This is a genomic window from Vibrio sp. 10N.247.311.49 (assembly GCF_041467655.1).
Classification (GTDB): domain Bacteria; phylum Pseudomonadota; class Gammaproteobacteria; order Enterobacterales; family Vibrionaceae; genus Vibrio; species Vibrio crassostreae_C.
The window spans coordinates 184818-209878 of sequence record NZ_JBFSVA010000004.1; the positions used below are offsets into that span (position 1 = coordinate 184818).

The following is a 25061-nucleotide window of genomic DNA, read 5'->3' on the forward strand; positions in this document are numbered from 1 at the left end:
AGAGCGAAATTGTAGCATGGATAAGAAGTGTCGAGCGACTGCCCAGAGGCACTTCTCATCCGAATAGTAGCGATTTATCTGCGTATTCTTTTATCTATTTGATTAGGCCTTCGCTTTTCAAGCTAGCACGAAGTTGTTCAGCTCGTTTTCGGTTTACGCCAAAATCAGAATGGCCAGTACGAGACTCTGAACGCACGATCAGTTTGCCATCCGTGATTTTAAGTTCTAAGTCATCGACAAAACGCATGATGCGCGAAGTACATTCAACACGCAGATAATCTTCTGTTTTACTCGCGGTTTTTGATCCCGGTAAGGTTAGCGCAACCTGCTCAATCGCATCTAAGCTCGCTGAATCTGACAACTCAAACGCGGCCAATGCATGTTGCTCACGATCATCTTGAGTTGATACGCAGTTTGGTTTGTCTCCACAAGGTGATGAAGTTCTGTCTTTCATGTCCGTGATTCCTTGGCTGCAAGCGGTTAACGTTAAAAGTGATAACGAGAGGAGAGCTGCTTTTTTCATAATGTTTCCTATGGCGTTGTTTTAATTTTAGTTATAGGTATTGGCTTGTTTGCGATTGTTTTACGTATTTTTCGATATGCTTGTGATAAACGTATCTAATTCAAAAAAGGATCCATCATTGGATCCCTTTTTTATAGTAACGGCCTGAGTAATAAAGGAAACCTTATACTAGGGCGTGTTGACCTTTCGTGGTTAAATTTTGTTCGAGATAAAAGCGTTTTAATCGCGGCGAGGGGGAAGTAGCCTAGTCACTCTAAGCAAATCTCCCTCAACAAAGAGTAAAACGCTTTTAGCCGAACCCTTCGGGCAGCGTTTGCTGGTCATTTCTACTACGTTATCGGCTTCTCATGTAGGCTAGCTACACATCGACGCCTCTGCCTTGTATAAATGCCCAGCAACTCGCTGCAAAAATCAGCTCGAAAGATCAACACGCCCTGGTCACACTTCTAGGTAGTCCAAGATCCCTTCTGCGGCTTTACGGCCTTCATCGATAGCGGTCACCACTAAGTCAGATCCTCGAACCGCATCTCCACCTGCAAATATCTTGCTGTTGGTGGTTTGGTATTGAAACTCTTGTTTGTTAGGAGCCTTGATGCGACCCCACTGATCGAGCTCCACACCGAAAGGTTCTAGCCATTCCATCGCATGAGGTTGGAAACCAAATGCCATAATTACGGCATCAGCCTCAAGAACATGCTCACTGCCTTCGACAGGTTCTGGACGACGACGGCCTGCTTCATCAGGCTCACCCAAAGCGGTTTTCACGAATTTCACACCAACCACATGACCAGCGCTGTTAAGCTCTAAGCCGATAGGTTGTAGGTTGAACTTGAACTTCACCCCCTCTTCACGTGCATTTTTTACCTCACGGCGAGAACCTGGCATGTTGGCTTCATCTCGGCGGTAAGCACACACCACATCTGCCGCATTCTGACGAATAGAGGTTCGAACGCAGTCCATCGCCGTATCACCACCACCAAGCACGACGACTTTCTTACCTTGCATATCGATAAATGGGGTTGGGTTTTCCAGTTCCATGACCTTGTAGGTATTAGAAATCAAGAATGGCAGAGCATCATAAACGCCCGGTGCATCTTCGTTGTCTAAACCCGCACGCATGTTTTTATAGGTGCCGACACCAAGGAAAACAGCGTCGTAGTCATCGACGAGTTGCTGAAGTTGTACATCTTTGCCGACTTCGGTATTCATTTGGAACTCGACGCCCATCTCGCTAAAGATACGGCGACGATTTTCCATGATGCCTTTCTCAAGCTTGAACGATGGAATACCAAACGTCAGTAGGCCACCGATCTCCGGATAGCGGTCAAACACAACGGCTTTTACGCCATTACGAACTAGGATGTCAGCCGCCGCTAGACCTGCTGGCCCCGCACCGATGATCGCGACCTTTTTATCAGTCCGCTCAACGTGAGACATGTCAGGCTTCCAACCCATCTCAAAGGCTTTGTCGGTAATGTACTTTTCAATATTGCCAATGGTTACGGCACCGAAATCGTCATTGAGGGTACAAGAGCCCTCACACAAGCGGTCTTGAGGGCAAACTCGACCGCAAACCTCAGGCAGGCTGTTGGTTTGGTGAGACAGTTCAGCGGCTTCGATAATACGCCCTTCATTGGCAAGCTTAAGCCACTGAGGGATGTAGTTGTGAACAGGACATTTCCATTCACAGTATGGGTTACCACAGTCTAAACAACGGTCTGCTTGCGCTTTCGCTTGCTGTTTAGTGAAAGGTTCGTAGATCTCTACAAACTCAATCTTACGTATCTTGATTGGTTTCTTCGCTGGGTCTACGCGATTCACATCAATAAATTGGTATACATTCTGGCTCATTATTGGCTCCTTCCAATTATTGCGCTTGAACACGAAGTTCAGCAGAGCTGCGGCTTTGGTGACCGAGCAAGGTATTAAGATCCGCCGTCTTTGGCTTCACTAGGTAGAACTTCGGAATCCATTCATCAAAGTTCGCCAGAATCGCTTCAGCGTGTACTGAACCTGTCTCTTCTAAGTGCTCTGCAATCAAACCACGCAGATGTTCTTGGTGGATGTATAGATCAGACAGAGAAACTGCCTCAACCGATTCGTTGTTCACTCGGCCTTGGAAGTCTTCGTTTTTATCCATGACATAAGCAAAACCACCTGTCATACCTGCGCCGAAGTTCACTCCGGTTGCGCCAAGAATCGCTACAATACCGCCTGTCATGTATTCACAAGCGTTGTCGCCTGCGCCTTCAATCACAGCGACGGTACCTGAGTTACGTACGCCAAATCGCTCGCCTGCAGTTCCTGCTGCAAATAGCTTGCCTCCGGTTGCACCATACAAACAGGTGTTGCCTATGATGGTCGCTTCGTTACAAGTAAATGCGGTGCCTTGGTGAGGCTTGATAACCACTTTGCCGCCAGCCATGCCTTTGCCAACATAGTCATTGGCATCGCCTGTTAGGTAAAGCTCAACGCCGCCTGCGTTCCAAACCGCAAAAGACTGACCTGCGGTACCGTCGAGATATAACTTGATTGGTGAACCTGCCATCCCTTGGTTGCCGTATCGCTTAGCAATTTCACCAGAGATACGAGCACCAATCGAGCGGTCTGTGTTGATCACGTTGTAGTAAAGGCTGGTGGATTGACGTTTCTCAATTGCATCGAGTGCATCATCCAGAATCTGCTGGTTGAGCTGAGCTTTATCAAATGGTGCGTTTGGCTCGGTCCAAAACAGTGGGTGACCTTCTGGAGATACCGGAGCTTCGAGTATTGAAGAGAGATCGAGCTTGTTCTGTTTCGCGGTGAGGCCTTGAACGGCTTCAAGTAAGTCAGTACGACCAATCAGGTCCGTGAGTTTTTCTACGCCGAGTTCTGCAAGGTATTGGCGAACTTCATCGGCTAGGCCTGTAAAGTAGTTCACCACCATGTCTGGCAGGCCTTTGAAGTATTCGCGGCGTAGTGTTTCATCTTGAGTCGCAACACCCGTCGCACAGTTGTTTAGGTGACAAATTCGTAAGAACTTACAACCCATTGCGACCATTGGCGCGGTACCAAAACCAAAGCTTTCTGCACCGAGAATCGCACCTTTAATCACATCAAGGCCAGTTTTTAAACCACCATCGACTTGCAGGCGGATCTTATGACGAAGCCCGTTAGCAACCAGTGCTTGTTGAGTTTCTGCTAAGCCAAGCTCCCAAGGGCAACCTGCGTATTTTACCGAGGTTAGAGGGCTTGCCGCGGTACCGCCATCGTAGCCAGAAATGGTGATCAGATCGGCATAGGCTTTCGCTACACCAGTTGCAATCGTGCCTACACCCGGTTCCGATACTAACTTTACTGAAACCAAGGCTTTAGGGTTCACTTGTTTAAGGTCGAAAATCAGCTGCGCTAGATCCTCGATAGAATAAATATCGTGATGTGGAGGAGGGGAGATCAGTGTCACCCCTTGAACTGAATATCTCAGCTTAGCGATTTCTGCGGTAACTTTATGGCCGGGCAGTTGACCACCTTCTCCAGGCTTCGCACCTTGCGCGACCTTGATCTGCAAAACATCCGCATTGGTTAAGTAATGTGGCGTCACACCAAAACGACCGGAAGCTATCTGCTTGATACGAGAGTTACGGTCAGTACCAAAGCGTCGAGGGTCTTCACCACCTTCACCAGAGTTTGAGTAACCACCCAAGCGGTTCATCGCCATTGCTAATGCTTCATGCGCTTCTGGGCTCAAAGCACCGATCGACATTGCCGCAGAGTCGAAGCGTTTAAACAGATCGCTGTTAGGCTCGACTTGCTCTAGTGGTAGAGGCTGATCGGCTTTTTTGAGGCTCATTAAGTCGCGTAACATCGCAGCTGGACGAGCATTTACTTGCTTAGCAAAAGAGAGATAATCCGATGTCTCACCTGTTTTTACTGCAGTTTGCAGAGTGCCAACCACATCAGGGTTATAGGCGTGATATTCGCCGCCGTGTACGTATTTGAGTAAACCACCGTGCTCGATTGGCTTACGCTTAGTCCAGGCTTTACGCGATAAGTTATAGATATCTTGTTGGAAATCGCTAAAGCTTGCGCCTTGGATTCGAGTGGTAACTCCGCGGAAACAGAGCTCAACAACATCGGAATGAAGGCCAACGGCTTCGAAAAGCTGTGAACAGCGATAAGAGGCAATGGTTGAAATTCCCATCTTCGACATGATCTTGTACAGACCTTTGTTGATGCCGTTTTGGTAATTTTGCATTGCGGCACGATAATCTTTATCTAAAGAGCCATCATCCAACATTTTACCTAACGCTTCATAAGCGAGGTATGGGTAAACCGCGGTTGCACCGAAGCCAAGCAGCACAGCAAATTGGTGTGGGTCGCGCGCAGTTGCTGTCTCAACAACGATGTTGGCATCACAACGCAGGTTGGTGTCAGCAAGCCTTGTTTGCACCGCACCAACCAACATGGCTGCAGGGATCGGTAGTTTTCCTTTCTCTAAACCTTTGTCCGACAGCACAACTAAAACCGCACCTTCGCTGACTTCTTGTTCGGCGCTATCACATACTGCTTTGATTGCTTGTTCTAGATCTTGGTTATTCGGGTCGTAGTGCATGCTGAGAATGACATGACGATAATGTTTTTGACTCAACTGCAGAAGCTGCTGCATGTCTGAGTAAAGCAGTACTGGTGAATCAAACGTGACACGATAGGCGTGACCGTCTGTTTCACAGAACACGTTCATCTCTTTCCCAATACTGGTCGTCAAAGACATCACGTGTTTTTCACGCAATGGATCAATCGGTGGGTTGGTGACTTGTGCAAACTTTTGACGGAAGTAATCAGTGACCAAGCGTTCTTTTGAAGAGAGCACAGCCATTGGCGTGTCGTCGCCCATTGAGCCTACTGCTTCTTGCCCCATATCACCAAGCACACGCAGCACTTGGTCGGACTCTTCGTTGCTCATCGCAAACTGTTTTTGGTAGGTCTTGAGCGTGTCATCGTCAAAGCTGCGCTTACCGACTTGCTCATCGGGCAGATCGGAAAACGGTGTGAGTTTGTGAACGTTCTTTTCCATCCACTCTTTATAAGGATGGCGACCTTTGAGGTCATTGTCGATCTCATTAGATTGCCATAGCTTGCCGCGGCGAGTATCTATTACCAACAGTTCGCCCGGGCCAACACGGCCTTTCTCTGCCACTTCATCCGGTGCGTAGTTCCAGATACCGACTTCTGATGCGAGCGTGATTAGATTGTCTTTGGTAATCACATAACGCGCAGGACGCAGGCCATTTCTATCGAGGTTACATGCAGCGTAACGACCATCTGAAAGTACGATGCCAGCAGGGCCATCCCACGGTTCCATGTGCTTGGAGTTGAAGTCGTAAAAGGCACGCAGATCTGGGTCCATGTCTGGGTGATTTTGCCATGCGGGCGGAACAAGCATACGCATTGCTCGGAACACATCCATACCACCAGCTAGGAATAGGTCGAGCATGTTATCTAAGCTTGAAGAGTCAGATCCTGTCTCATTCACAAAGGGCGCTGCGGTTTGCAAATCGGGCAGCAGTGGTGAAGAGAATTTATAGGCACGAGCCTTAGCCCACTGTCGGTTACCTTCTATGGTATTGATCTCACCATTGTGCGCCAAATAGCGGAATGGTTGAGCCAGTGGCCAACGTGGTTGAGTATTGGTTGAGAAACGCTGGTGGAACAGACATATCGCCGATTCCATACGTAAGTCAGCAAGATCGAGGTAAAATCGCGGAAGATCGGCTGGCATACACAGACCTTTGTAGACCATTACTTGTGTTGAAAGGCTACAAATATAGAAATCTTTGTCTTCGGTGATCTGTTTTTCAATTCTGCGACGAGCGATATAAAGGCGTCGTTCAATATCGCGTTCACGCCAACCCGCGGGGGCCGAGATAAACACTTGCTGAATATTGGGAACTGAATCTTTGGCAATCGGACCTAATACGTCGGTGTTGGTCGGTACTACGCGCCAACCTGCAACCGTTAAGGTCTCTTGAGCGAGCTCTTTATTGACGATGTCTTGCGCGGATTGCGCTTTGATTGGATCTTGGCTGAAGAAAATCATGCCGACAGCGTATTGCTTGCCGAGCTTGAAGTTATTCTCTTCAGCAATAATTCTGAGATAAGAGTCAGGCTTCTGTAGTAATAAGCCACAGCCATCCCCGGTTTTACCATCCGCAGCGATACCACCACGGTGTGTCATGCGATCGAGGGCTGAAATAGCAGTTCTTACCAACTTATGACTAGGTTGGCCTTCCATTTGCGCTATTAAACCAAATCCACAGTTGTCTTTTTCAAGACTAGGATCATATAGAGCCATTGCAATTCTCCCTTTTGCTTCTCTGTCATCCAGACAGTAAATGACTAACTATTCATATACTTGTTGTTTTTTATAAACTGATAGTTTGCTTTAGCCAGTTAAAACGTTATTGGTTGTGTTAACAAAACCGATTGATTTTATTTTCATCAGCTTTACAACGTATAGCTAATTGTGTTTAAGGTCAAGTTCATGGTTAATTATCATGCATAAACGCGATTAGCCACTTAATAATCTAAAATAGTCGATGGATATCAATGAGATATATAAGGTGAATGTTAACGAGATTTAACATATACAACAGGATGATTTTGAAAACGCCAAAGGCCAGATAGAAAAAAGGCTAGCATCGAGTGCTAGCCAAATATAAAAGTTAGGAAGGGTATTGCTTTTCCTCTAGGCTAACGTAATTGACGTTAGCCCGAGAAATATTATGCGGAAAGCATGAGTGAATCAGCTTTCGCTTCTAAGTTTGAGTTACCCATTAAGAAGTCATCAATGGCAATTGCACATTCACGACCTTCATTAATACAACGTACAACTAGAGATTGACCAGTACGCATATCACCAGCAGCGAAAACGCCTTTCTGGTTCGTTGCAAAACCTTCAGAAGCGACGTTACCGCGCTCGTCCAGTTTAATGTCTAGTTGAGCAAGCACGCCGGTTGGCTCCGGGTGTAAGAAGCCCATTGCTAGGAATGCCATGTCACAAGGAATAACACGTTCAGAGTTCGCGACTTCATCAAAGCCTGGACGCTCACCTGGTTTCGCATCTTGCCAAACGATGTCAGCAATACGTAGACCCGTCACTTGACCTTGCTCGTTACCGATGAACTCTTTGGTTAAGATGTTCCAGTGACGTTCACAACCTTCTTCGTGAGAAGTGGTGGTTTTCATGATCATTGGGTATTGAGGCCAAGGCATGTTTGCAGGGCGCTTCTCTGGTGGGATCGGCATGATCTCAACCTGAGTAATGCTCGCTGCCTTATGACGGTTTGATGTGCCCACACAGTCAGAACCAGTATCACCACCACCGATAACCACAACGTGCTTATCTTTAGCGTGAATCTCTTCTGTTTTAAGATCTAGGTTGTTAGCACGGCGGTTGTTTTGACCAAGGAATTCCATGGCAAAGTGAACGCCTTTCAACTCACGACCAGGGATTGGCAAGTCACGTGGAACCGTAGAACCACCCGTTAGCAATACCACATCAAACTCTTGGCGTAGCTGCTGAGCGTTAACATCAACACCGATGTGTTGGTTAACTTTAAACTCAACGCCCGCTTCAGCCATTAGGTTGATCTTACGATCAATCACGTCCATACCCAGTTTGAAGTCTGGGATACCGAAGCGAAGTAGACCACCGACTTTCTCGTCACGTTCAAATACCGTTACCGAGTGACCAGCGCTGTTTAGCTGCTCCGCTGCGGCTAAGCCAGCAGGACCTGAACCGATAACTGCGACAGTTTTACCTGTGCGAGAGCGTGGTGTTTTAGGTTTTGCGTACCCTTCACGGTACGCAGTTTCAACAATCGTTTTCTCGATATTACAGATAGTGATTGGGTCTTGGTTGATACCAAGAACACAGGCACTTTCACAAGGAGCAGGACAAACACGACCGGTAAACTCAGGGAAGTTGTTGGTAGAGCTTAGGATATTCCAAGCCTCTTCCCAGCTGTCACGGTAAACCGCATCATTGAATTCTGGGATGATGTTACCAATCGGACAGCCGTTGTGACAGAAAGGTACGCCACAGTCCATACAACGAGAGGCTTGAGTATTGATCTTTTCACCAAACTCTTCGTTAAGTACGAACTCTTTGTTGTCTTCAATTCGAACTGACGGGTCGAGCTTCTTTGGAAGCTCACGACCGTGTTCTAAAAATCCAGTAGGCTTACCCATTATACTGCCTCCACTTCTTCCGTTTGTGCCTGTTGTGCTTCAGCTTTACGCTTTTCAAGAACAGCTTTGTAGTCGCGTGGCATTACTTTAACTAGCGATGCAACACTTGCTTCAAAGTTGTCTAGGAAAGATTGAGCAACTTCACTTCCTGTGAATTCAACATGCTTAGTTAGCATATCCAGTAGAAGATCTTTATCTTCTTGTTCAATTGGATCTAGGTCTACAAGTTCAGGGTTGAGCTTGGTTTCGAAGTCACCCGCTTTGTCCCAAACATAAGCAACACCGCCACTCATGCCCGCAGCAAAGTTACGACCTGTTGAACCAAGGATAATGGCAACACCACCAGTCATGTATTCACAACCGTGGTCACCAACGCCCTCAACAACAACCTTCGCACCTGAGTTACGAACACAGAAACGTTCGCCTGCCATACCGCGAATGAAAGATTCACCTGAGGTCGCACCGTAGAAACATACGTTACCAACCACGATGTTATCTTCAGCAACGATAGAAGATTTCGCATCTGGGTACAGTACCAAAGTACCGCCAGACAGACCTTTACCCCAGTAATCGTTCGCGTCGCCTTCTACTTCGAACTTAACGCCTTTCGCAAGGAACGCACCGAAAGATTGGCCAGCACTACCGTGGAACTTAACGTTCATTGGTTGTGGTAAACCTTGGTCTTTGTAAACCTTCGAGATTTCGTTCGACAGCATGGTACCAGCAGAGCGGTCCGTGTTGATGATAGGGAAGCTCGCATTCACGGCTTCGCCTTTCTCAAGAGCTGGAATCGCAGCTTGAATCAACTTGCGGTCTAGAACGTCTTCTAGGTTGTGGTTTTGTTGCGTCTGGTTGTAGATACCATCTTCTTCACGTGCCTGCTCAATGTGCAGTACAGGTGTTAGATCTAGGTTCTTGTACTTCCAGTGGCCGATGTCATCACGAACTTTAAGTTTGTGCGATTGACCAACCATCTCATCGATAGAGCGGAAGCCAAGTTCAGCCATTACTTCACGCAGACCTTCAGCCATGTATTGGAAGAAAGTGACTACGTCTTCTACGCGGCCGTCGAAACGTTCACGCAGAGTCTTGTTCTGTGTAGCGATACCAACAGGACATGTATTCTTGTGACACTTACGCATCATGATACAGCCTTCAACCACTAGAGCTGCTGTTGCTACGCCCCATTCTTCAGCGCCAAGTAACGTTGCTACTGCAAGATCACGTGGTGTTTTCATCTGACCATCAGATTGAACAACGATACGGTTACGTAGGCCGTTTTTCAGTAGTGTTTGGTGCGTTTCTGCTAGACCTAGTTCCCAAGGCAGACCTGTGTGACGGATAGAAGACATCGGAGATGCACCCGTACCACCATCAAAACCTGCGATAAGTACCACGTCAGCTTTCGCTTTCGCTACACCCGATGCAATCGTACCTACGCCAGCTTCTGATACTAGCTTCACGTTGACACGACCGTTACGGTTCGCGTTTTTCAGATCGTAGATCAGCTGAGCCAAATCTTCGATTGAGTAGATATCGTGGTGTGGCGGTGGCGAGATAAGACCTACGCCCGGAGTCGAGTGACGCGTTGCGCCGATCCAGTCATCAACCTTATCACCAGGTAGTTGACCACCTTCGCCCGGTTTCGCACCTTGAGCCATCTTGATTTGTAGCTCATCAGCGTTAGATAGGTAGTAAGACGTTACACCAAAGCGACCAGAAGCCACCTGTTTGATTGCTGAACGTTCCCAGTCGCCGTTTTCTTTACGTTCGAAACGTGCTGGATCTTCACCACCTTCACCTGAGTTTGATTTCGCGCCAATGCGGTTCATCGCAACAGCCAGTGTTGAGTGAGCCTCATGCGAGATTGAACCAAAGCTCATTGCGCCGGTTGCGAAACGCTTAAGAATGTTCTCGATTGGTTCTACTTCTGCTAGAGGAATAGAGCCTGCAGGGTTCTTGATGAAGTCCAGTTGGCTACGTAGCGTTGCTGCGTTGTCGCCTTGGTCATCAACTGCTTTTGCGTACTTCTTGAACTGACCGTAATCTTTGTTACGCGTCGATTCTTGAAGTAGAGAAATCGTTTCTGGGTTGAATAAGTGTTTCTCACCACGTTGTTTCCACTGGTAAACACCACCAACATCAAGGATCTGAGCTGGAATTTCACGAGCTGGGTAACCAACACGGTGACGAACCAATACTTCTCGCGCGATATCGTCGATCGTTAGACCTTGGATACGAGAAACAGTACCTGTGAAGTATTTTTCAACCACTGATTTGCTAACACCAAGTGCTTCAAAGATTTGTGCACCGTGGTAAGACTGCAGCGTAGAGATCCCCATCTTAGAGAAGATCTTAAGTAGACCGCCGTTAACACCTTTACGGTAGTTATCGAATAACTCACGTGGGTGTACGTTTGGATCTAGCTTCTTAGTACGTTGCAGTTCAACAATCGTTTCAATAACTAGGTATGGGTTAACTGCGTTTGCACCATAACCGATAAGCGTTGCAAAGTGGTGTGTCTCACGAGCGTCGCCCGTTTCAACAACGATGTCACACTTAGCACGTAGACCTTTACGGATTAGGTGGTGGTGAACCGCGCCAACCGCCAGCATTGCTGGAATAGCGGCATGGTTAGAGTTAACCGCACGGTCTGTCAGTAGGATGATAGAGTAGCCATCAATCACTGCGTCTTCTGCGTATTGGCAGATACGCTTAAGTGCGCGCTCTAACTTACCTTGGTCGCCATTTGCTTGGAATACGATATCCAGCGTCTTCGCCTGAAGGTGCTCGTTATCGATTGCACGCAGTTTTTCTAACTCAGAGTTAGACAGTACTGGAGACTCAAGTTCTACTTTTTGACAGTGCTCAGGTGTTTCAGCAAGTAAGTTCTGGTCTTTACCTAGGTAAGTGTTCAGAGACATAACCATGCGCTCACGAATCGGGTCGATCGGCGGGTTAGTTACTTGTGCAAACAACTGTTTGAAGTAGTTTGAAAGGTGCTGCGATTGGTGAGAAAGAATCGCTAGCGGCCAGTCAGCACCCATTGCAGAAAGTGGCTCGTAGCCTGTTTTCGCAAGAGGTAGAATGATTTCGTTTACTTCTTCAGAACTCACGCCAAACGATTGTTGTTTGTGTAGTAGTTTCTCTGGAGAAGGTTGGCTAAATTCGTTGCTCGCATCCGGTAGCTTTTTCAGGCTCAGAAGGTTCTCTTCAACCCACTTTTCGTAAGGTTGTGCTTTAGCAATGCTGTCTTTCACTTCTTCATCAGAAATGATGCGGCCTTGCTCAAGGTCAGCAACGAAGATACGACCTGGTTGTAGACGACCACGGTACTCAACGTTTTCAGGTGCAATCTCAACAACACCAGACTCAGACGCCATTACTAGGAAGTCGTCTTTAGTTACTGTGTAGCGAGAAGGACGCAGACCGTTACGGTCAAGTGTTGCACCTACTTGAACACCATCGGTGAAACATACTGATGCTGGGCCATCCCATGGTTCCATTACGTTCGCGTGGTACTGGTAGAACGCACGACGAGTTGGATCCATGTTTTTGTTTTCTTGCCATGCTTCCGGGATCATCATCATCAACGCGTGTGGCAGAGTACGACCTGAAAGAACAAGTAGTTCCAGTGCCATATCGAAGTTTGATGAATCCGAACTACCTTCCTGACAGATAGGAAGCAGCATGTCGATTTCAGCTTGTGTAAACAGATCCGATTCTAGGATTGCTTCACGTGCTTTCATCCAGTTCAGGTTGCCGCGAACCGTATTGATTTCGCCATTGTGCGCGATGTAACGGAAAGGCTGAGCTAGACGCCAACGTGGGAATGTATTGGTAGAGAAGCGAGAGTGTACTAGTGCTAGAGCTGTCACCATGGTTGGGTTTTGCAGATCTAGGAAGTACTGAGGAACTTGTTCAGTTGTTAGCTGACCTTTGTACACCAATGTCTTGTAAGACATAGAGTTGATGTAGAAGTCATCACCGATATTTGAAACGCTTTCTAGGCATACACGAACCGTGTAGTTACGTAGAACATACAGTTTACGCTCAAGCTCTTCTGGTGTGATACCAGGGCCGCCAGAAATAAATACGTGTTCAAATTGAGGTTCAGTGCTTAGTGGGTCAGCACCAATCATTGAATTGTCCGTTGGAAGTTCACGGTAACCGATAACTTCTAACTCAAGGCGTTGTGCATTGCGTTCTAGAATGTCACGACACTGTGCACGTTTGTGTTCATCTTTAGGGAAAAGTACAACACCAACACCATATTTTTCAAAAGATGGCAGCTTAATTCCAAGCTTTACGGCTTCTTCTAGTAAGAATTCGTGCGGCTTCTGTAGCAGGATACCTGCACCATCACCAGAACACGGATCGCAGCCTTGGCCGCCACGGTGTTCCATACGTGCAAGCATATCGAGTGCTTGAGTTACTACATCATGAGATTTGCGATTCTTTAGATGCGCAACAAAACCGATACCACAAGCGTCATGCTCCAATTCAGGAGTATACAGACCCTGTGAGTTCTGCTCTTGATCTACCATAGATACATCCTTCCAGTTAAATCTAGGCGCAACTTATTTGTATAAAGTCAGCCTTGTCCTTTTATATTTATGGGTCTAAACCTGCCTATGCTGGCGGTTTGAATCCTTTCCGTATCTCGCAGGAAAAGTATTGCGAGAAAAACAATCCTTGGTGATACCTGTTTATTTTTAACCACAAACTAGTGGTTTATATAGGTGGGAGTTAGATATCACCGACTTATTAGCAAGTTTTCGTTGTAAGTAAATACTCAAAAATAGCCAATATGTGTAAGTATCCTACAATTTTGTCTAGGCGAATTGCAATGAAAGTTGACCCATGTAGACCATTTTTTTCGTTTTATTTTGAATTTAATGCCTAACAAATGTGCAACATTAGGCAAATAGAGCCGATTTTTTGCATGTTTATTGATATTTGTTAGGTTGCTCGCAAAAAGCCTTGAGTAAACTAATTGGTCGAATTTTGCAGGGATGTAATTTTTTTTCAAAAAAAGACTGATATTCATTCTTATTTACTTGAGTGCTTTGAAAATATGCAATTACACGAGTTGGTCAATACTATCGGCCAAGACCTTCAACGCCGTTATGGCGAGAAGGTTCACAAGCTGACGCTTCATGGTGGTTTCAGCTGCCCAAACCGAGACGGGACAATTGGCCGTGGAGGTTGCACGTTTTGTAACGTGGCTTCCTTTGCCGATGAACAAACTCAAATTCAAAGTATTGCTGACCAGCTAAAAGATCGTGCGGGTGAGATTGCTCGTGCCAAGAAGTACCTGGCTTACTTTCAGGCGTACACCAGCACTTATGCTGAGGTGCAAGTGCTCAAGAATATGTATGAAGAGGCGCTAAAAGCACCCGGTGCAGAGATCGTCGGCCTTTGTGTTGGTACGCGACCAGACTGTGTGCCTGATGCGGTGTTGGATCTGTTAGCGGGCTACGTTAAACAAGGCTATGAGATTTGGCTCGAGCTTGGCCTGCAAACCGCCAATGATAAAACCCTCAAGCGAATTAACCGCGGCCACGATTTTGCAGTGTATGAAACGATCACCCAACGCGCACGCGCTTTAGGTATCAAGGTGTGTACTCATCTGATTGTTGGCCTACCAAAAGAAACCAAAGCGGATAACCTTGAAACCTTAGACAAGGTATTAGCCGTTGGCACCGATGGTATTAAGCTGCACGGCCTTCATATAGTAGAGGGCAGTACCATGGCTAAGGCGTGGAAGGCAGGAAAGCTAGAAGCCCCAAGCCTCGAAGAGTACATCGATATCGCGAGTGAGATCATTCAACGCACGCCTGCGGACGTGGTTTATCACCGTGTTTCTTCAGCGGCGAGACGCCCAACCTTACTTTCTCCGTTATGGTGTGAGAACCGCTGGTTAGCGATGACTGAGATTGGCCGTTCGCTTGATAAAACTGGCGCACAAGGCATCAAAACTGGCTCTGCATTCGAGTACACACTGCCCGTTTTAAACGCAGTTAATTGATAGAAAATGGTGACTGTCGGTAACAGCAGATAAAACCAATAAATAGTGGTAACATTTCCCTAATAGATTTTATGGTATAGATTGAGAGTAAATGGAACTGGTAATGACTTGGTTGTGGGACAGGGCGTATGGCTACGGTATTTATATCGTTGTTGTATTGCTGATTGCTCTCATCTGCTGGCATCTCTATTCTCGTTATCAGTCGCATATCGAAACGCTTCTACTTGCTACCCCGTCGCCACTCTACTTTGTTGATGTTCGAAGTGGCGAAATACTCTATGCCAATCGCCAAGCCATGCAGTTGCTTGGTATCCGCCAAATCGGTGTTAATTTTCGCTTTCCTACTGTGGAAAGCGAGAACAGCTTTCGTCACTACTTAACCAACCACATCAACTCTCGAGCCTTCGAGCAGGTCTCCCTGTGGGCGCTTTCTGAATTTGAGTCGTTCAAGATCAACTTGATCGGTCGTAAGATCCATTTTAGAAATAAGCAGGCTTGGATGATTCACGCCTCACCTTATAAAAACACTAACGAAGAACTGTCCCAAGAAGTTCGAGAACTGAATGTTGCTCGTACCGCTTTGGATTCTTTGTCTGAGCTGATCTACGTGAAAGATCAGAAAGGTCAGTTAGTGACGAGTAATCGCTCGTTTAAAAAGTTTTGGCATGGTCGTGCTGAAGAGGGCACCCTGAGTGTTTCTGGTGGAGTATTAAAAGGTCGTGTAAGTGAACGCTCTTGGACTACAGATCAAGATGGAAAAAGCTGCTTGCTTGAAACCTACCAAAGTGTGCTGCTTTCCCAAGATGGAGAAACCATCGGCACGCTCTCTATTAGTCATGATGTGACCGATTGGCATGACATGCAGCAGAAACTGCGTGGCGAGATGGAGAAGCGAAAAGATACCGAAGTGGCACTTGCGCAGCGTGACACCATCTTGCAAAACATCCTGGAGGCCAGCCCAGACTCGATTGGTATCTTTAATGAAAACATGGTTTATCAAGCGTGTAATAAACCATTTGTGGCTGCGCTGGGTATCTCTGAAGTCAGTGACTTGATCGGTAAACGTTTACAAGATGTGGTGCCACATAGCATCTATACGCGAATATCAGAAACCGATCATCAAGTGCTTCATCAAAGTAAATCACTGCGTTATATCGACAAAGTGGTCTCAAGTGATGGAACATTTACTTGGTATGATGTAGTCAAATCACCGTTTAGAGATCCAGCATCGAGCACTAATGGTGTGTTGATCATGGCGCGTGATATTACAGAGCGTTATCTAGCAGAACAAAAGCTTGAAGAAGCCAACCTTGAACTTGAACGCCTCAGCTTTATGGATAGCCTGACTAAAGTGTCTAACCGACGTCGTTTCGATGAACAGCTCTCTACACTGTGGCATTATCATGTGCGTGAGAAGCTGCCACTGACGATCATGCTATGTGATATCGACTTCTTTAAAGGCTACAACGACTTTTACGGACACCAAAAAGGCGATGATGCTTTGATTCAGGTTTCTCAGGCATTTAAGCAGGTGTTGAATCGTTCATCTGATTGTGTGGCTCGTTATGGTGGTGAAGAGTTCGGCTTTATTCTGCCAAATACAACGACCGAAGGTGCTCAGCTGGTGGCGCAGCGTATTCATGATGAAGTCCTAAAATTGGAACTTGCGCATGAGAAGTCGACAGTCTCTGAATTCATCACGGTGAGTATTGGTATTATCTCTTACATTCCTACACCTGATGATGAAATGGAATCGGCTGTTGCCTTGGCTGATAGTGCGTTGTATCAAGCGAAATCAGACGGTCGCAACCGTTCAATGGTGCATCCATACTCAATTCGCTAACGCTATAAAATTGGCAATTTGATTATCCCCGGCTATTTTTGCTTAGTTAGTATTTGTATTGGTTAATTAACCTTCGAAATTACCGCTGAACACTTGCTGCGTGTGATGTAGCTAGCTTACCTCCCATCTTCAAACAGGGTAGAATGTTGCTAGTCTTATCGCATGGAGCGCTAAATGAAACCCATGAAAAATCTTGCCCAGTATTACGTGGATCTACTCGTAAAACTGGGGATTGTCCGCTTTTCTATCTTACTCGCCCTAGCGCTTGTTGCCCTCGCTGTTGTTGTGCAAGTCGGTATCACCCTTGCACTCAAAGGCAATGTTGATGACATCGACATTGTCCGTTCAGTTTTCTTCGGTTTAGTGATCACGCCTTGGGCGGTTTATTTTCTGTCAGTGGTCGTGGACCAGTTGGAAGAATCACGTCAAAGGTTAGCGAAATTGGTCTCTAAACTTGGCGACATGCGTGAGCGAGACCAAGAACTCAACAATAAAATGCAGCTCAATATCGAGAAGCTTAATCAAGAAATTGAAGAGCGTGAAAAAGCGGAAGAAGCGCGCGCAGAAGCAATGCAAGATCTCGAAAACGAGGTGTTCCAGCGCGAGCGTACTCAGCTTGAACTCGCAGAACGTACTGCACTGTTACGCTCGTTTATCGATGCCTCGCCTGACCTTATTTACTACCGTAATGAAGATGGTGTGTTCTCTGGTTGTAACCGTGCGGTTGAAGAGCTCACTGGTAAAACAGAAAAAGAGCTAGTTGGTTTAACTCCTTGGGATGTTTACAGTAAAGAGGTCGCTCAGCAAGTTGTTGAAACCGATAAGAAAGTATTTGCTGACAACCAAGCACTGACTTATGACCAATGGCTTGAATACCCAGATGGCCGCAAGAGTTACTTCGAACTGCGTAAAGTGCCTTTCTACAGCAAAGATGGTCGTCACTTGGGCTTGGTTGGTTTTGGCCGCGATATTACTGAACGTAAAGAGCATCAAGAGTCGTTAGAAAAAGCCAGCCGCGATAAGACCACCTTTATCTCAACTATTAGCCACGAGTTAAGAACGCCGCTCAACGGCATAATTGGCTTGAGCCGCATGCTGCTTGATAGCCAACTGACCACCGAACAGCGCAAGCAGATGCAAACCATCAAGGTGAGCGCGGTGACACTGGGTAATATCTTCAACGATATTATTGATATGGATAAGTTCGACCGCCGTAAGCTTGAACTCTTCCCTACGCCTATTAACTTTGAAGATTTCGTTGTCGAGATCGAAAGTATCTCTGCGTTGATGGCTGAGCAGAAAGGGTTAAGGTTCGATCTAGAAAGATTGTCTGATCTTCCAGCTGCTGTTGTGGTGGATGGTACTCGTCTTAGACAGGTACTGTGGAACCTTGTTAGTAACGCGATGAAGTTCACCAAAGATGGTGGAGTGGTGATGACAGTCAGCGCCGACATTGATGGTGACTTTGCCAACATTACGATGGAAGTGGAAGATACTGGTATTGGTATCCCTGAAAGTGAAATCGAGAAGATCTTCGCGATGTACTATCAGGTGAAATCGGGCACGGACAACTTGCACGCTGTCGGCACGGGTATTGGTCTCGCTGTCTCTCAACAGCTAATTAATATGATGGATGGCCACATTGAAGTCATCAGTGAAGAGGGCTTTGGCAGTACCTTTACGGTTTCGATTCGAGTTCCAGTGAATCACGATACTCAGGCTCTGATCAAAACGCCAAGAAAACAGTCGAATCTTAAGATCTTTATGGTCGAAGACATTGAACTCAATATCACAGTGGCTCGCTCTCTACTTGAAAGCCTTGGCCATGAAGTGACAGTCGTGATGACGGGTAAAGAGGCGCAAATTGCTTTCAATCCTGAAGACTATGATTTGGTGTTGTTGGATATCCAACTGCCAGATATGACGGGTTTCGATATTGCTCAATACTACCGCGAGAAATACAGCCAGCTACCGCCTTTGGTGGCGTTAACTGCGAACGTATTAAACAACAAGCAAGAGTACTTCCAGAAAGGCATGGACGAAGCGATCAGTAAACCTTTGTCGGTTCGAGCTATCCAAGATGTCATCAGTGAACTTATCGAAGATGCACCAGAGGTAATTGAGAAGGTAGCGGGCACCGATAAGGTTGAGAGCATTGATAAAGTCGACGCGAGTAAGCCTGTTCTTTCAGAAATTGATACCACTTTGCTTGATATTGATATGCTAGAGTCTTATGTTGATATTGTTGGACCGAAACCGGTTTTGGATAGCATCGCGATGTTCGAAGATATGATGCCGGAGTATATGGAAATATTGAACTCCAACATGGTCGCGAAAGATAAAGCCAGTATCGTTTCTGAGGCACATAAGATTAAAGGTGCTGCAGGTTCTATTGGTCTGAAACGCATCCAACAAGTTGCCCAGAAAGCTCAATCTCCAGATTTGCCTGCGTGGTGGGAGAACATTTCAGATTGGGTTGATGAGATAAATAACGAATACCAGAATGACATTGAAGTTTTAAAGAGTTGGTTAAATCAAAGGTAGAAGAATAATGAAAAAATTAGCATTCGCCGCATGTGTAGTGGCATTAGCGGGTTGTTCTGCGCCACAAGTAGAATGGCAGCAAGATAATCAAGTCGAAGTATCTGCAGCAACAGTTACCATGAAAAGCAACCTTTGGCACAACAAGATGCCAACGATTGGCGAGACTCAAGATAAGACTCTATATGGTGCTATCTACCTAGAGTCAGACTCACAACTGCCAGCAACGCTTGCGGTTGAAAGTGTTACGGTTAAACAGGGTGCAGACACCTTGTTGGTAACGGCTGACGATCTTGATTTAAGAACACACAGTGAAACTCAATGGGAAGTCGCGTTTGTATGGCAGCTAGAAATCGACAGTGACAAGCCTGTTGATGTGGCGGTGGAACTTAAAGATGGCGAAACCGTGAAGTGGTTAGTAGAGAAAGACGTTAAGGTGGATACGGTTTACTAAAATCTTATCCAATTAAGAACAATAAAAAAGGGAGAATGCGTTGGCATTCTCCCTTTTTAATAACTATTGATGACGCTTCTAGTGTTCAAAACACTTACTGGTGAGTAGTGCTAAATGGTAAGAGGCGCGAATCGAATTAGTCTTCTAGGTCACCACAAAAGCGGTAGCCTTCACCGTGAATCGTTGCGATGATTTCTGGCGTACCAGAAACAGATTCAAAGTGCTTACGAATACGACGGATTGTTACGTCTACAGTACGATCGTGTGGCTTAAGCTCACGGCCAGTCATCTTCTTAAGAAGGTCAGCACGTGTTTGGATCTTACCTGGGTTCTCACAGAAGTGAAGTAGAGCACGGAACTCTGAACGAGGTAGCTTGTAGCCTTCGCCATCTGGGCTAACCAGAGAACGACTGTTGATATCTAGTACCCAACCGTTGAACTCATACTTCTCAACGCTACGCTTCTCTTCTTGAACAGAGCTTGTGCTCATTGAACGGTTCAGAAGGTTGCGTGCACGGATAGTCAGTTCACGAGGGTTGAAAGGCTTAGTGATGTAGTCATCAGCGCCGATCTCTAGGCCAAGGATCTTATCAACTTCATTATCACGACCAGTTAAGAACATAAGCGCTACGTTTGCTTGCTCACGTAGTTCACGCGCAAGTAGTAGGCCATTCTTACCTGGAAGGTTGATGTCCATAATTACAAGGTTAACTTGGTTGTCAGATAGCACTTGGTGCATCTCTTCACCGTCGCTAGCCTCAAAAACAGCATATCCCTCTGCTTCAAAAATACTCTTTAGAGTGTTACGAGTTACTTGCTCATCTTCAACGATAAGAATCTGCGGGGTTTGCATTTGGCGGTACCTAAATTTGTGACGAAACTGTGCTAATAGAATAAATTCTAGGCAAAAACATAACATACAGGTAATGTATTTTTGATGATAACTTAAAGTTTTCAAAAAAACACTTACTTCCAGCTATCTGCCTTCCTTGAAGTATTGCCCAATAACGTAGATCCAGTACGCCTTTCAATCATTCTTTTAGTGATTGGAGTGGATTCTATAATGTTAACAGCATGCTAACAACGCGAGAATGTTAATTCCATTCACTTTGTTGATTTACATCAATTGCCGTATCGCAACAAACTTTAATAGTATGGCTACAACTTAACCAATGTTATGGTGACTATTTAGCACCAAAACAAGAATGATTATTCGAGATGCTTCGCACATCTTGCCTGCTAAAGACCGGATTATGAACCAAGGAAGCTGAAAGCTGTCTTAAGAGTCTAGTAGATAAATATGCTCAATCAACTTTTATTGAGTAATAAATTGAGCATAGAACAATGAAAACAAAGGATTAATTTTAATAACATATAAAAGCATAGAGGCTAGCCTGACATAACCGGTAACGCCTTACTCACGGAGGATATATGCACGATATAACACCCGACTTGTGTGATGAGTTTGAAAGCGAAGTCACCCTACTGAACATGCCATTGCAGAACTTCGGCCAACGTGGTGCGTTCTTTGGAAAAATTGTAACAGTTCGTTGTTATCACGATAATTCCAAGGTTCGCGAGGTTTTAGAGACCGACGGCTGTGGCAAAGTGCTTGTCGTTGACGGAAATGGCTCATGCCAGAAGGCGCTGCTTGGCGATCAACTCGCTATTCTCGCGATAGAAAACGGTTGGGAAGGCGTGATTGTAAACGGTGCGGTGCGTGATGTAGGCATGATGTCGCAAATGGACCTTGGCGTTCAGGCGTTAGGTGCATCGCCATTCAAAACAGAGAAACGCGGTGTCGGCCAAGTGAATGTGACACTCTCTATACATAATCAACTGATTCAGCCTGGTGACTATATTTATGCCGATTGGAATGGCGTGTTAATTTCATCTGAGCTGTTAATTGAATCGTAACTGACTCAAATTGAATGCCGTTGATAGATTAGAACGGGGAATGGTTTGTGATGTACTAAACGGGGAATGGTTTGTGATGTACTAAAAGTTTGGATCTCAATCCGCACTAATCTGTTAATAAAGAACAAGCTAAAGAGACTAAAAGCGAAACCCTAGTCCCACTTCAACACCTTGCTGCCACTCTTCATAATCAAGGGTGGCATGCAAATCTAGGTTATCTGTTAGTTGCACTCGGCTGGAAACCTCTGCGGCTACCGATTTCTCATTGTCTTCGGTCTCGTCTTTATAGGTGTGTAGAGAACTGTTAAAAGAGACTCTTTCTGAGAACTGATAACTGACACCACTCAAGAATCCACTTTCCTGTTTCAGTGCCGCACTATTGATACGTGTACCGACGTAAAGATCCACATCTGAAAACAAGCTATAAGAGTAGCCACTGTCTATCTTCCAAGTATCGAAGCTTTCACTCGACGCGTTTTGTGTGGAGATAAAGAATTTATGAGAAGAACTATCGATCTGGCTGGGTAGTAGAGGCAAGCTATTCGCTGAACAAACAACAGGCATAGCAAAAGCCAAAAGAATAAGTAATCTCTTCATTTCCCACTCCTGATGTCATTATTATTGTTCTTCGAACGTTATCGTTCAATTAAAGCACAGAACTTGTACGTTCGCTGCACAATCGATATAGCATTTTGTTATGACTATATATGCAATTGATCACTCTTGCCTGTTCAATGAGCAAATCCAGTATCTTAAGTGAAGGTTTATACAGGGTGTTTTATCCCTTAAATGACGGTTTGCTCTGAAAAACGGTGCGAATGTAAAAAAAACGCAACTTTTCATTGACGTCCAGTGGTAAAAATTGATACACGTAGAGTAAAGCACAAGCAGAGAATTTGATATGCAGCACGTAAGCCACCTAGTAATGACCACAACCATTATTATTACCGACATTAACATTGTTGGGGCAGGCTGCTAAGTAACGGATTTTAAAAAAAAGGCCTGTATCCAACAAGATACAGGCCTTTTTTTGTACCATTTTTATGACTTATGGAGAAAGGGATGCGCGTTTTAAAGTTTGGAGGTTCATCATTAGCTGATGCAGATCGTTTTTTACGAGCGGCTGATATCATCGCTAATAATGCCCAGCAAGAAGAGCTAGCCGTTGTACTATCGGCTCCAGGAAAAACAACCAATAAGTTGGTCGCTGTTATTGAAGCTGCACTGAAAAATGGTGAAGCTGACGCACAGATTACAGAGATCGAATCTTCATTTAACACACTGTTTGCAGAGATCAAAGCGGTCGTGCCTTCTATCGATGGTGCCGCGTTTCAAGAGCAGGTGGATACCTCTCTTGCTCAGCTAAAGCAGTTCGTGAATGGCATCAACCTACTTGGTATGTGCCCGAACCACGTTAATGCTCGCATCATCAGTAAAGGTGAGCGAATCTCTATCCAGTTAATGAAAGCGGTACTGGAAGCGAAAGGCCAACCAGCAAGCCTGATTGACCCTGTCCAATACCTATACGCTAAAGGCGATCACCTTGAAGCTATGGTCGATGTGGATGTCTCTACTCAGAACTTCCAACAATCTCCACTTCCTAAAGGTCACGTTAACATCATGCCTGGCTTTACTGCGGGTAATGAAAAAGGTGAGCTAGTCACACTAGGTCGTAATGGTTCTGACTACTCAGCGGCTGTGTTAGCGGCGTGTCTACGTGCTGATTGCTGTGAAATCTGGACTGATGTCGATGGCGTTTACAACTGTGACCCACGCTTAGTTGATGATGCTCGTCTGCTCAAGTCTCTTAGCTACCAAGAGGCGATGGAGCTTTCTTACTTTGGTGCTTCGGTTCTACACCCGAAAACCATTGCTCCTATTGCGCAATTCCACATTCCTTGTCTGATCAAAAACAGCTTCAACCCACAAGGTGCAGGTACTTTGATTGGCCAAGACACTGGCGAAGATAACCTAGCAATCAAAGGTATTACGACGCTAAGTGACCTAACCATGGTTAACGTATCAGGCCCAGGCATGAAGGGCATGGTAGGTATGGCGAGTCGTGTATTCGGCGCGATGTCTTCTGCTGGCGTTTCTATTGTCCTTATTACTCAATCTTCTTCTGAGTACAGCATCAGCTTCTGTATTGAATCGGCTGATAAGGTGAAAGCGAAACAAGTGTTGTCAGACGCGTTTGAACTTGAACTTAAAGATGGCCTGTTAGAGCCGGTTGAGTTCATGGATGACGTTGCGATTGTAACGCTGGTGGGTGACGGTATGCGCACTTCACGTGGCGTAGCATCTCAGTTCTTCTCTTCTTTAGCTGAAGTGAACGTCAACATTGTTGCTATTGCTCAAGGTTCTTCAGAGCGCGCTATTTCAGCGGTTATCCCTGAAGACAAAATCTCTGAAGCAATCAAAGCGTGTCACGAGAACCTATTTAACTCTAAGCACTTCCTAGATGTATTCGTTGTGGGTGTCGGCGGTGTTGGTGGCGAGCTTGTTGACCAGATCCAACGTCAGCAAGGCAAACTGGCTGAAAAAGGCATCGTGATTCGCGTATGTGGTTTAGCAAACAGTAAAGGTTTGTTGCTAGACAGCGATGGTCTACCGTTAGAGCAGTGGCGTGACCGTATGTCGAGTGCGACTGAAGAGTTCAGCCTAGCGCGTTTAGCGGCTTTGGTTCAACGTAACCACATCATCAACCCAGTATTGGTTGATTGTACGTCTAGCGAAGGTATTGCGGCGCAGTACGCTGATTTCCTAGCGGCTGGTTTCCACGTAGTAACACCAAACAAGAAAGCAAACACCGCAAGCATGGCTTACTACCATCAGCTTCGTGAAGTTGCACGCAACTCACGTCGTAAGCTGATGTACGAGACAACAGTAGGTGCAGGTCTACCGGTCATCGAAAACCTACAGAACCTTATCTCTGCAGGTGATGAACTTGAGAAGTTCAACGGCATTCTTTCAGGTTCACTGTCTTACATCTTCGGCAAGCTTGATGAAGGTATGACACTGAGCCAGGCAACCAATATTGCAAAAGATAACGGCTTCACTGAACCGGATCCTCGAGATGATCTATCTGGTATGGATGTGGCGCGTAAGTTGCTTATTCTTGCTCGTGAAGCAGGCATGGCGCTTGAACTTGAAGATGTTGAAGTAGACCAAGCTCTGCCACCGGGTTTTGATGATTCAGGTACGGTTGAAGAGTTCATGGCTCGCCTACCAGAAGCGGATGCTTACTTCAAAGAGCAGTCAGCTATCGCAGCAGAAGAAGGTAAAGTACTTCGTTATGTGGGTGAAATCGCTGAAGGTAAGTGTAAGGTTCGTATCGCTGCTGTTGATGGCGACGACCCAATGTTCAAGATTAAAGATGGCGAGAACGCATTAGCATTCTACAGCCGTTACTACCAACCAATCCCTCTAGTACTGCGTGGCTACGGCGCGGGTACTGAAGTAACAGCTGCTGGCGTATTCTCTGATGTGATGCGTACTCTTGGTTGGAAATTAGGAGTTTAAG

General features: G+C 45.9%; 13 protein-coding genes, 1 pseudogene and 1 other annotated feature. Of the genes and pseudogenes, 6 read left to right on the forward strand and 8 right to left on the reverse strand.

The window, feature by feature from the left end:
- Positions 1-94: 94 nt before the first annotated feature.
- The 5 genes from AB6E54_RS06670 to gltB (AB6E54_RS06690) form a co-directional block, all read right to left on the reverse strand.
- Positions 95-523: a DUF1499 domain-containing protein gene (locus AB6E54_RS06670; protein ID WP_017059301.1), complete on the reverse strand. Its 429-nt coding sequence runs from the start codon at positions 521-523 to the stop codon at positions 95-97.
- A 438-nt stretch (positions 524-961) separates the two neighbouring features.
- Complete coding sequence (locus tag AB6E54_RS06675) at positions 962-2374, reverse strand: FAD-dependent oxidoreductase (protein ID WP_372106029.1); 1413 nt, start codon at positions 2372-2374, stop codon at positions 962-964.
- Positions 2375-2390: 16 nt separating this feature from the next.
- Complete coding sequence (gene gltB, locus AB6E54_RS06680) at positions 2391-6854, reverse strand: glutamate synthase large subunit (protein ID WP_372106031.1); 4464 nt, start codon at positions 6852-6854, stop codon at positions 2391-2393.
- Positions 6855-7282: 428 nt separating this feature from the next.
- Positions 7283-8752, reverse strand: a complete 1470-nt coding sequence (locus AB6E54_RS06685; RefSeq protein WP_017066517.1) for a glutamate synthase subunit beta — start codon at positions 8750-8752, stop codon at positions 7283-7285.
- On the reverse strand, positions 8752-13299 hold the full coding sequence (gene gltB, locus AB6E54_RS06690; RefSeq protein WP_017059305.1) for a glutamate synthase large subunit: 4548 nt from the start codon (positions 13297-13299) through the stop codon (positions 8752-8754). The genes AB6E54_RS06685 and gltB (AB6E54_RS06690) overlap by 1 nt, the downstream gene beginning before the upstream one ends.
- Before the next feature lie 530 nt (positions 13300-13829).
- Between gltB (AB6E54_RS06690) and AB6E54_RS06695 the strand changes: the two genes are divergently transcribed.
- The 4 genes from AB6E54_RS06695 (at position 13830) to AB6E54_RS06710 (ending at position 19621) form a co-directional block, all read left to right on the forward strand.
- Complete coding sequence (locus AB6E54_RS06695; RefSeq protein WP_372106033.1) at positions 13830-14783, forward strand: TIGR01212 family radical SAM protein; 954 nt, start codon at positions 13830-13832, stop codon at positions 14781-14783.
- Positions 14784-14874: 91 nt separating this feature from the next.
- A complete protein-coding gene (locus tag AB6E54_RS06700; protein WP_372106035.1) occupies positions 14875-16626 on the forward strand; it encodes a diguanylate cyclase domain-containing protein in 1752 nt (583 codons plus the stop codon).
- Between the two features lie 174 nt (positions 16627-16800).
- Positions 16801-19170, forward strand: a complete 2370-nt coding sequence (arcB, locus tag AB6E54_RS06705) for an aerobic respiration two-component sensor histidine kinase ArcB (RefSeq protein WP_372106037.1) — start codon at positions 16801-16803, stop codon at positions 19168-19170.
- Positions 19171-19177: 7 nt separating this feature from the next.
- Positions 19178-19621: a hypothetical protein gene (locus tag AB6E54_RS06710; RefSeq protein ID WP_372106039.1), complete on the forward strand. Its 444-nt coding sequence runs from the start codon at positions 19178-19180 to the stop codon at positions 19619-19621.
- 136 nt (positions 19622-19757) lie between these two features.
- Here AB6E54_RS06710 and arcA read toward each other — a convergent pair whose 3' ends face one another.
- Positions 19758-20474, reverse strand: a complete 717-nt coding sequence (gene arcA, locus AB6E54_RS06715; RefSeq protein ID WP_004741534.1) for a two-component system response regulator ArcA — start codon at positions 20472-20474, stop codon at positions 19758-19760.
- 429 nt (positions 20475-20903) lie between these two features.
- Positions 20904-21005, reverse strand: a pseudogene (locus AB6E54_RS06720) (ribonuclease activity regulator protein RraA); the annotation flags it as partial.
- 47 nt (positions 21006-21052) lie between these two features.
- Here AB6E54_RS06720 and AB6E54_RS06725 point away from each other — a divergent pair.
- Entirely contained in the window at positions 21053-21538 is a 486-nt protein-coding gene (locus AB6E54_RS06725; protein ID WP_017059310.1) for a putative 4-hydroxy-4-methyl-2-oxoglutarate aldolase, read from the forward strand.
- Between the two features lie 138 nt (positions 21539-21676).
- On the opposite strand, the gene AB6E54_RS06730 is transcribed toward AB6E54_RS06725, so the two are convergent.
- On the reverse strand, positions 21677-22135 hold the full coding sequence (locus AB6E54_RS06730; RefSeq protein ID WP_017070076.1) for a hypothetical protein: 459 nt from the start codon (positions 22133-22135) through the stop codon (positions 21677-21679).
- A 317-nt stretch (positions 22136-22452) separates the two neighbouring features.
- Positions 22453-22571: a sequence feature (Thr leader region), on the forward strand.
- Positions 22572-22600: 29 nt separating this feature from the next.
- Here AB6E54_RS06730 and thrA point away from each other — a divergent pair.
- Positions 22601-25060 (forward strand): bifunctional aspartate kinase/homoserine dehydrogenase I, encoded by a 2460-nt coding sequence (thrA, locus tag AB6E54_RS06735; RefSeq protein WP_017059312.1) that lies wholly within the window; start codon positions 22601-22603, stop codon positions 25058-25060.
- The last annotated feature ends 1 nt before the right edge of the window (position 25061 follow it).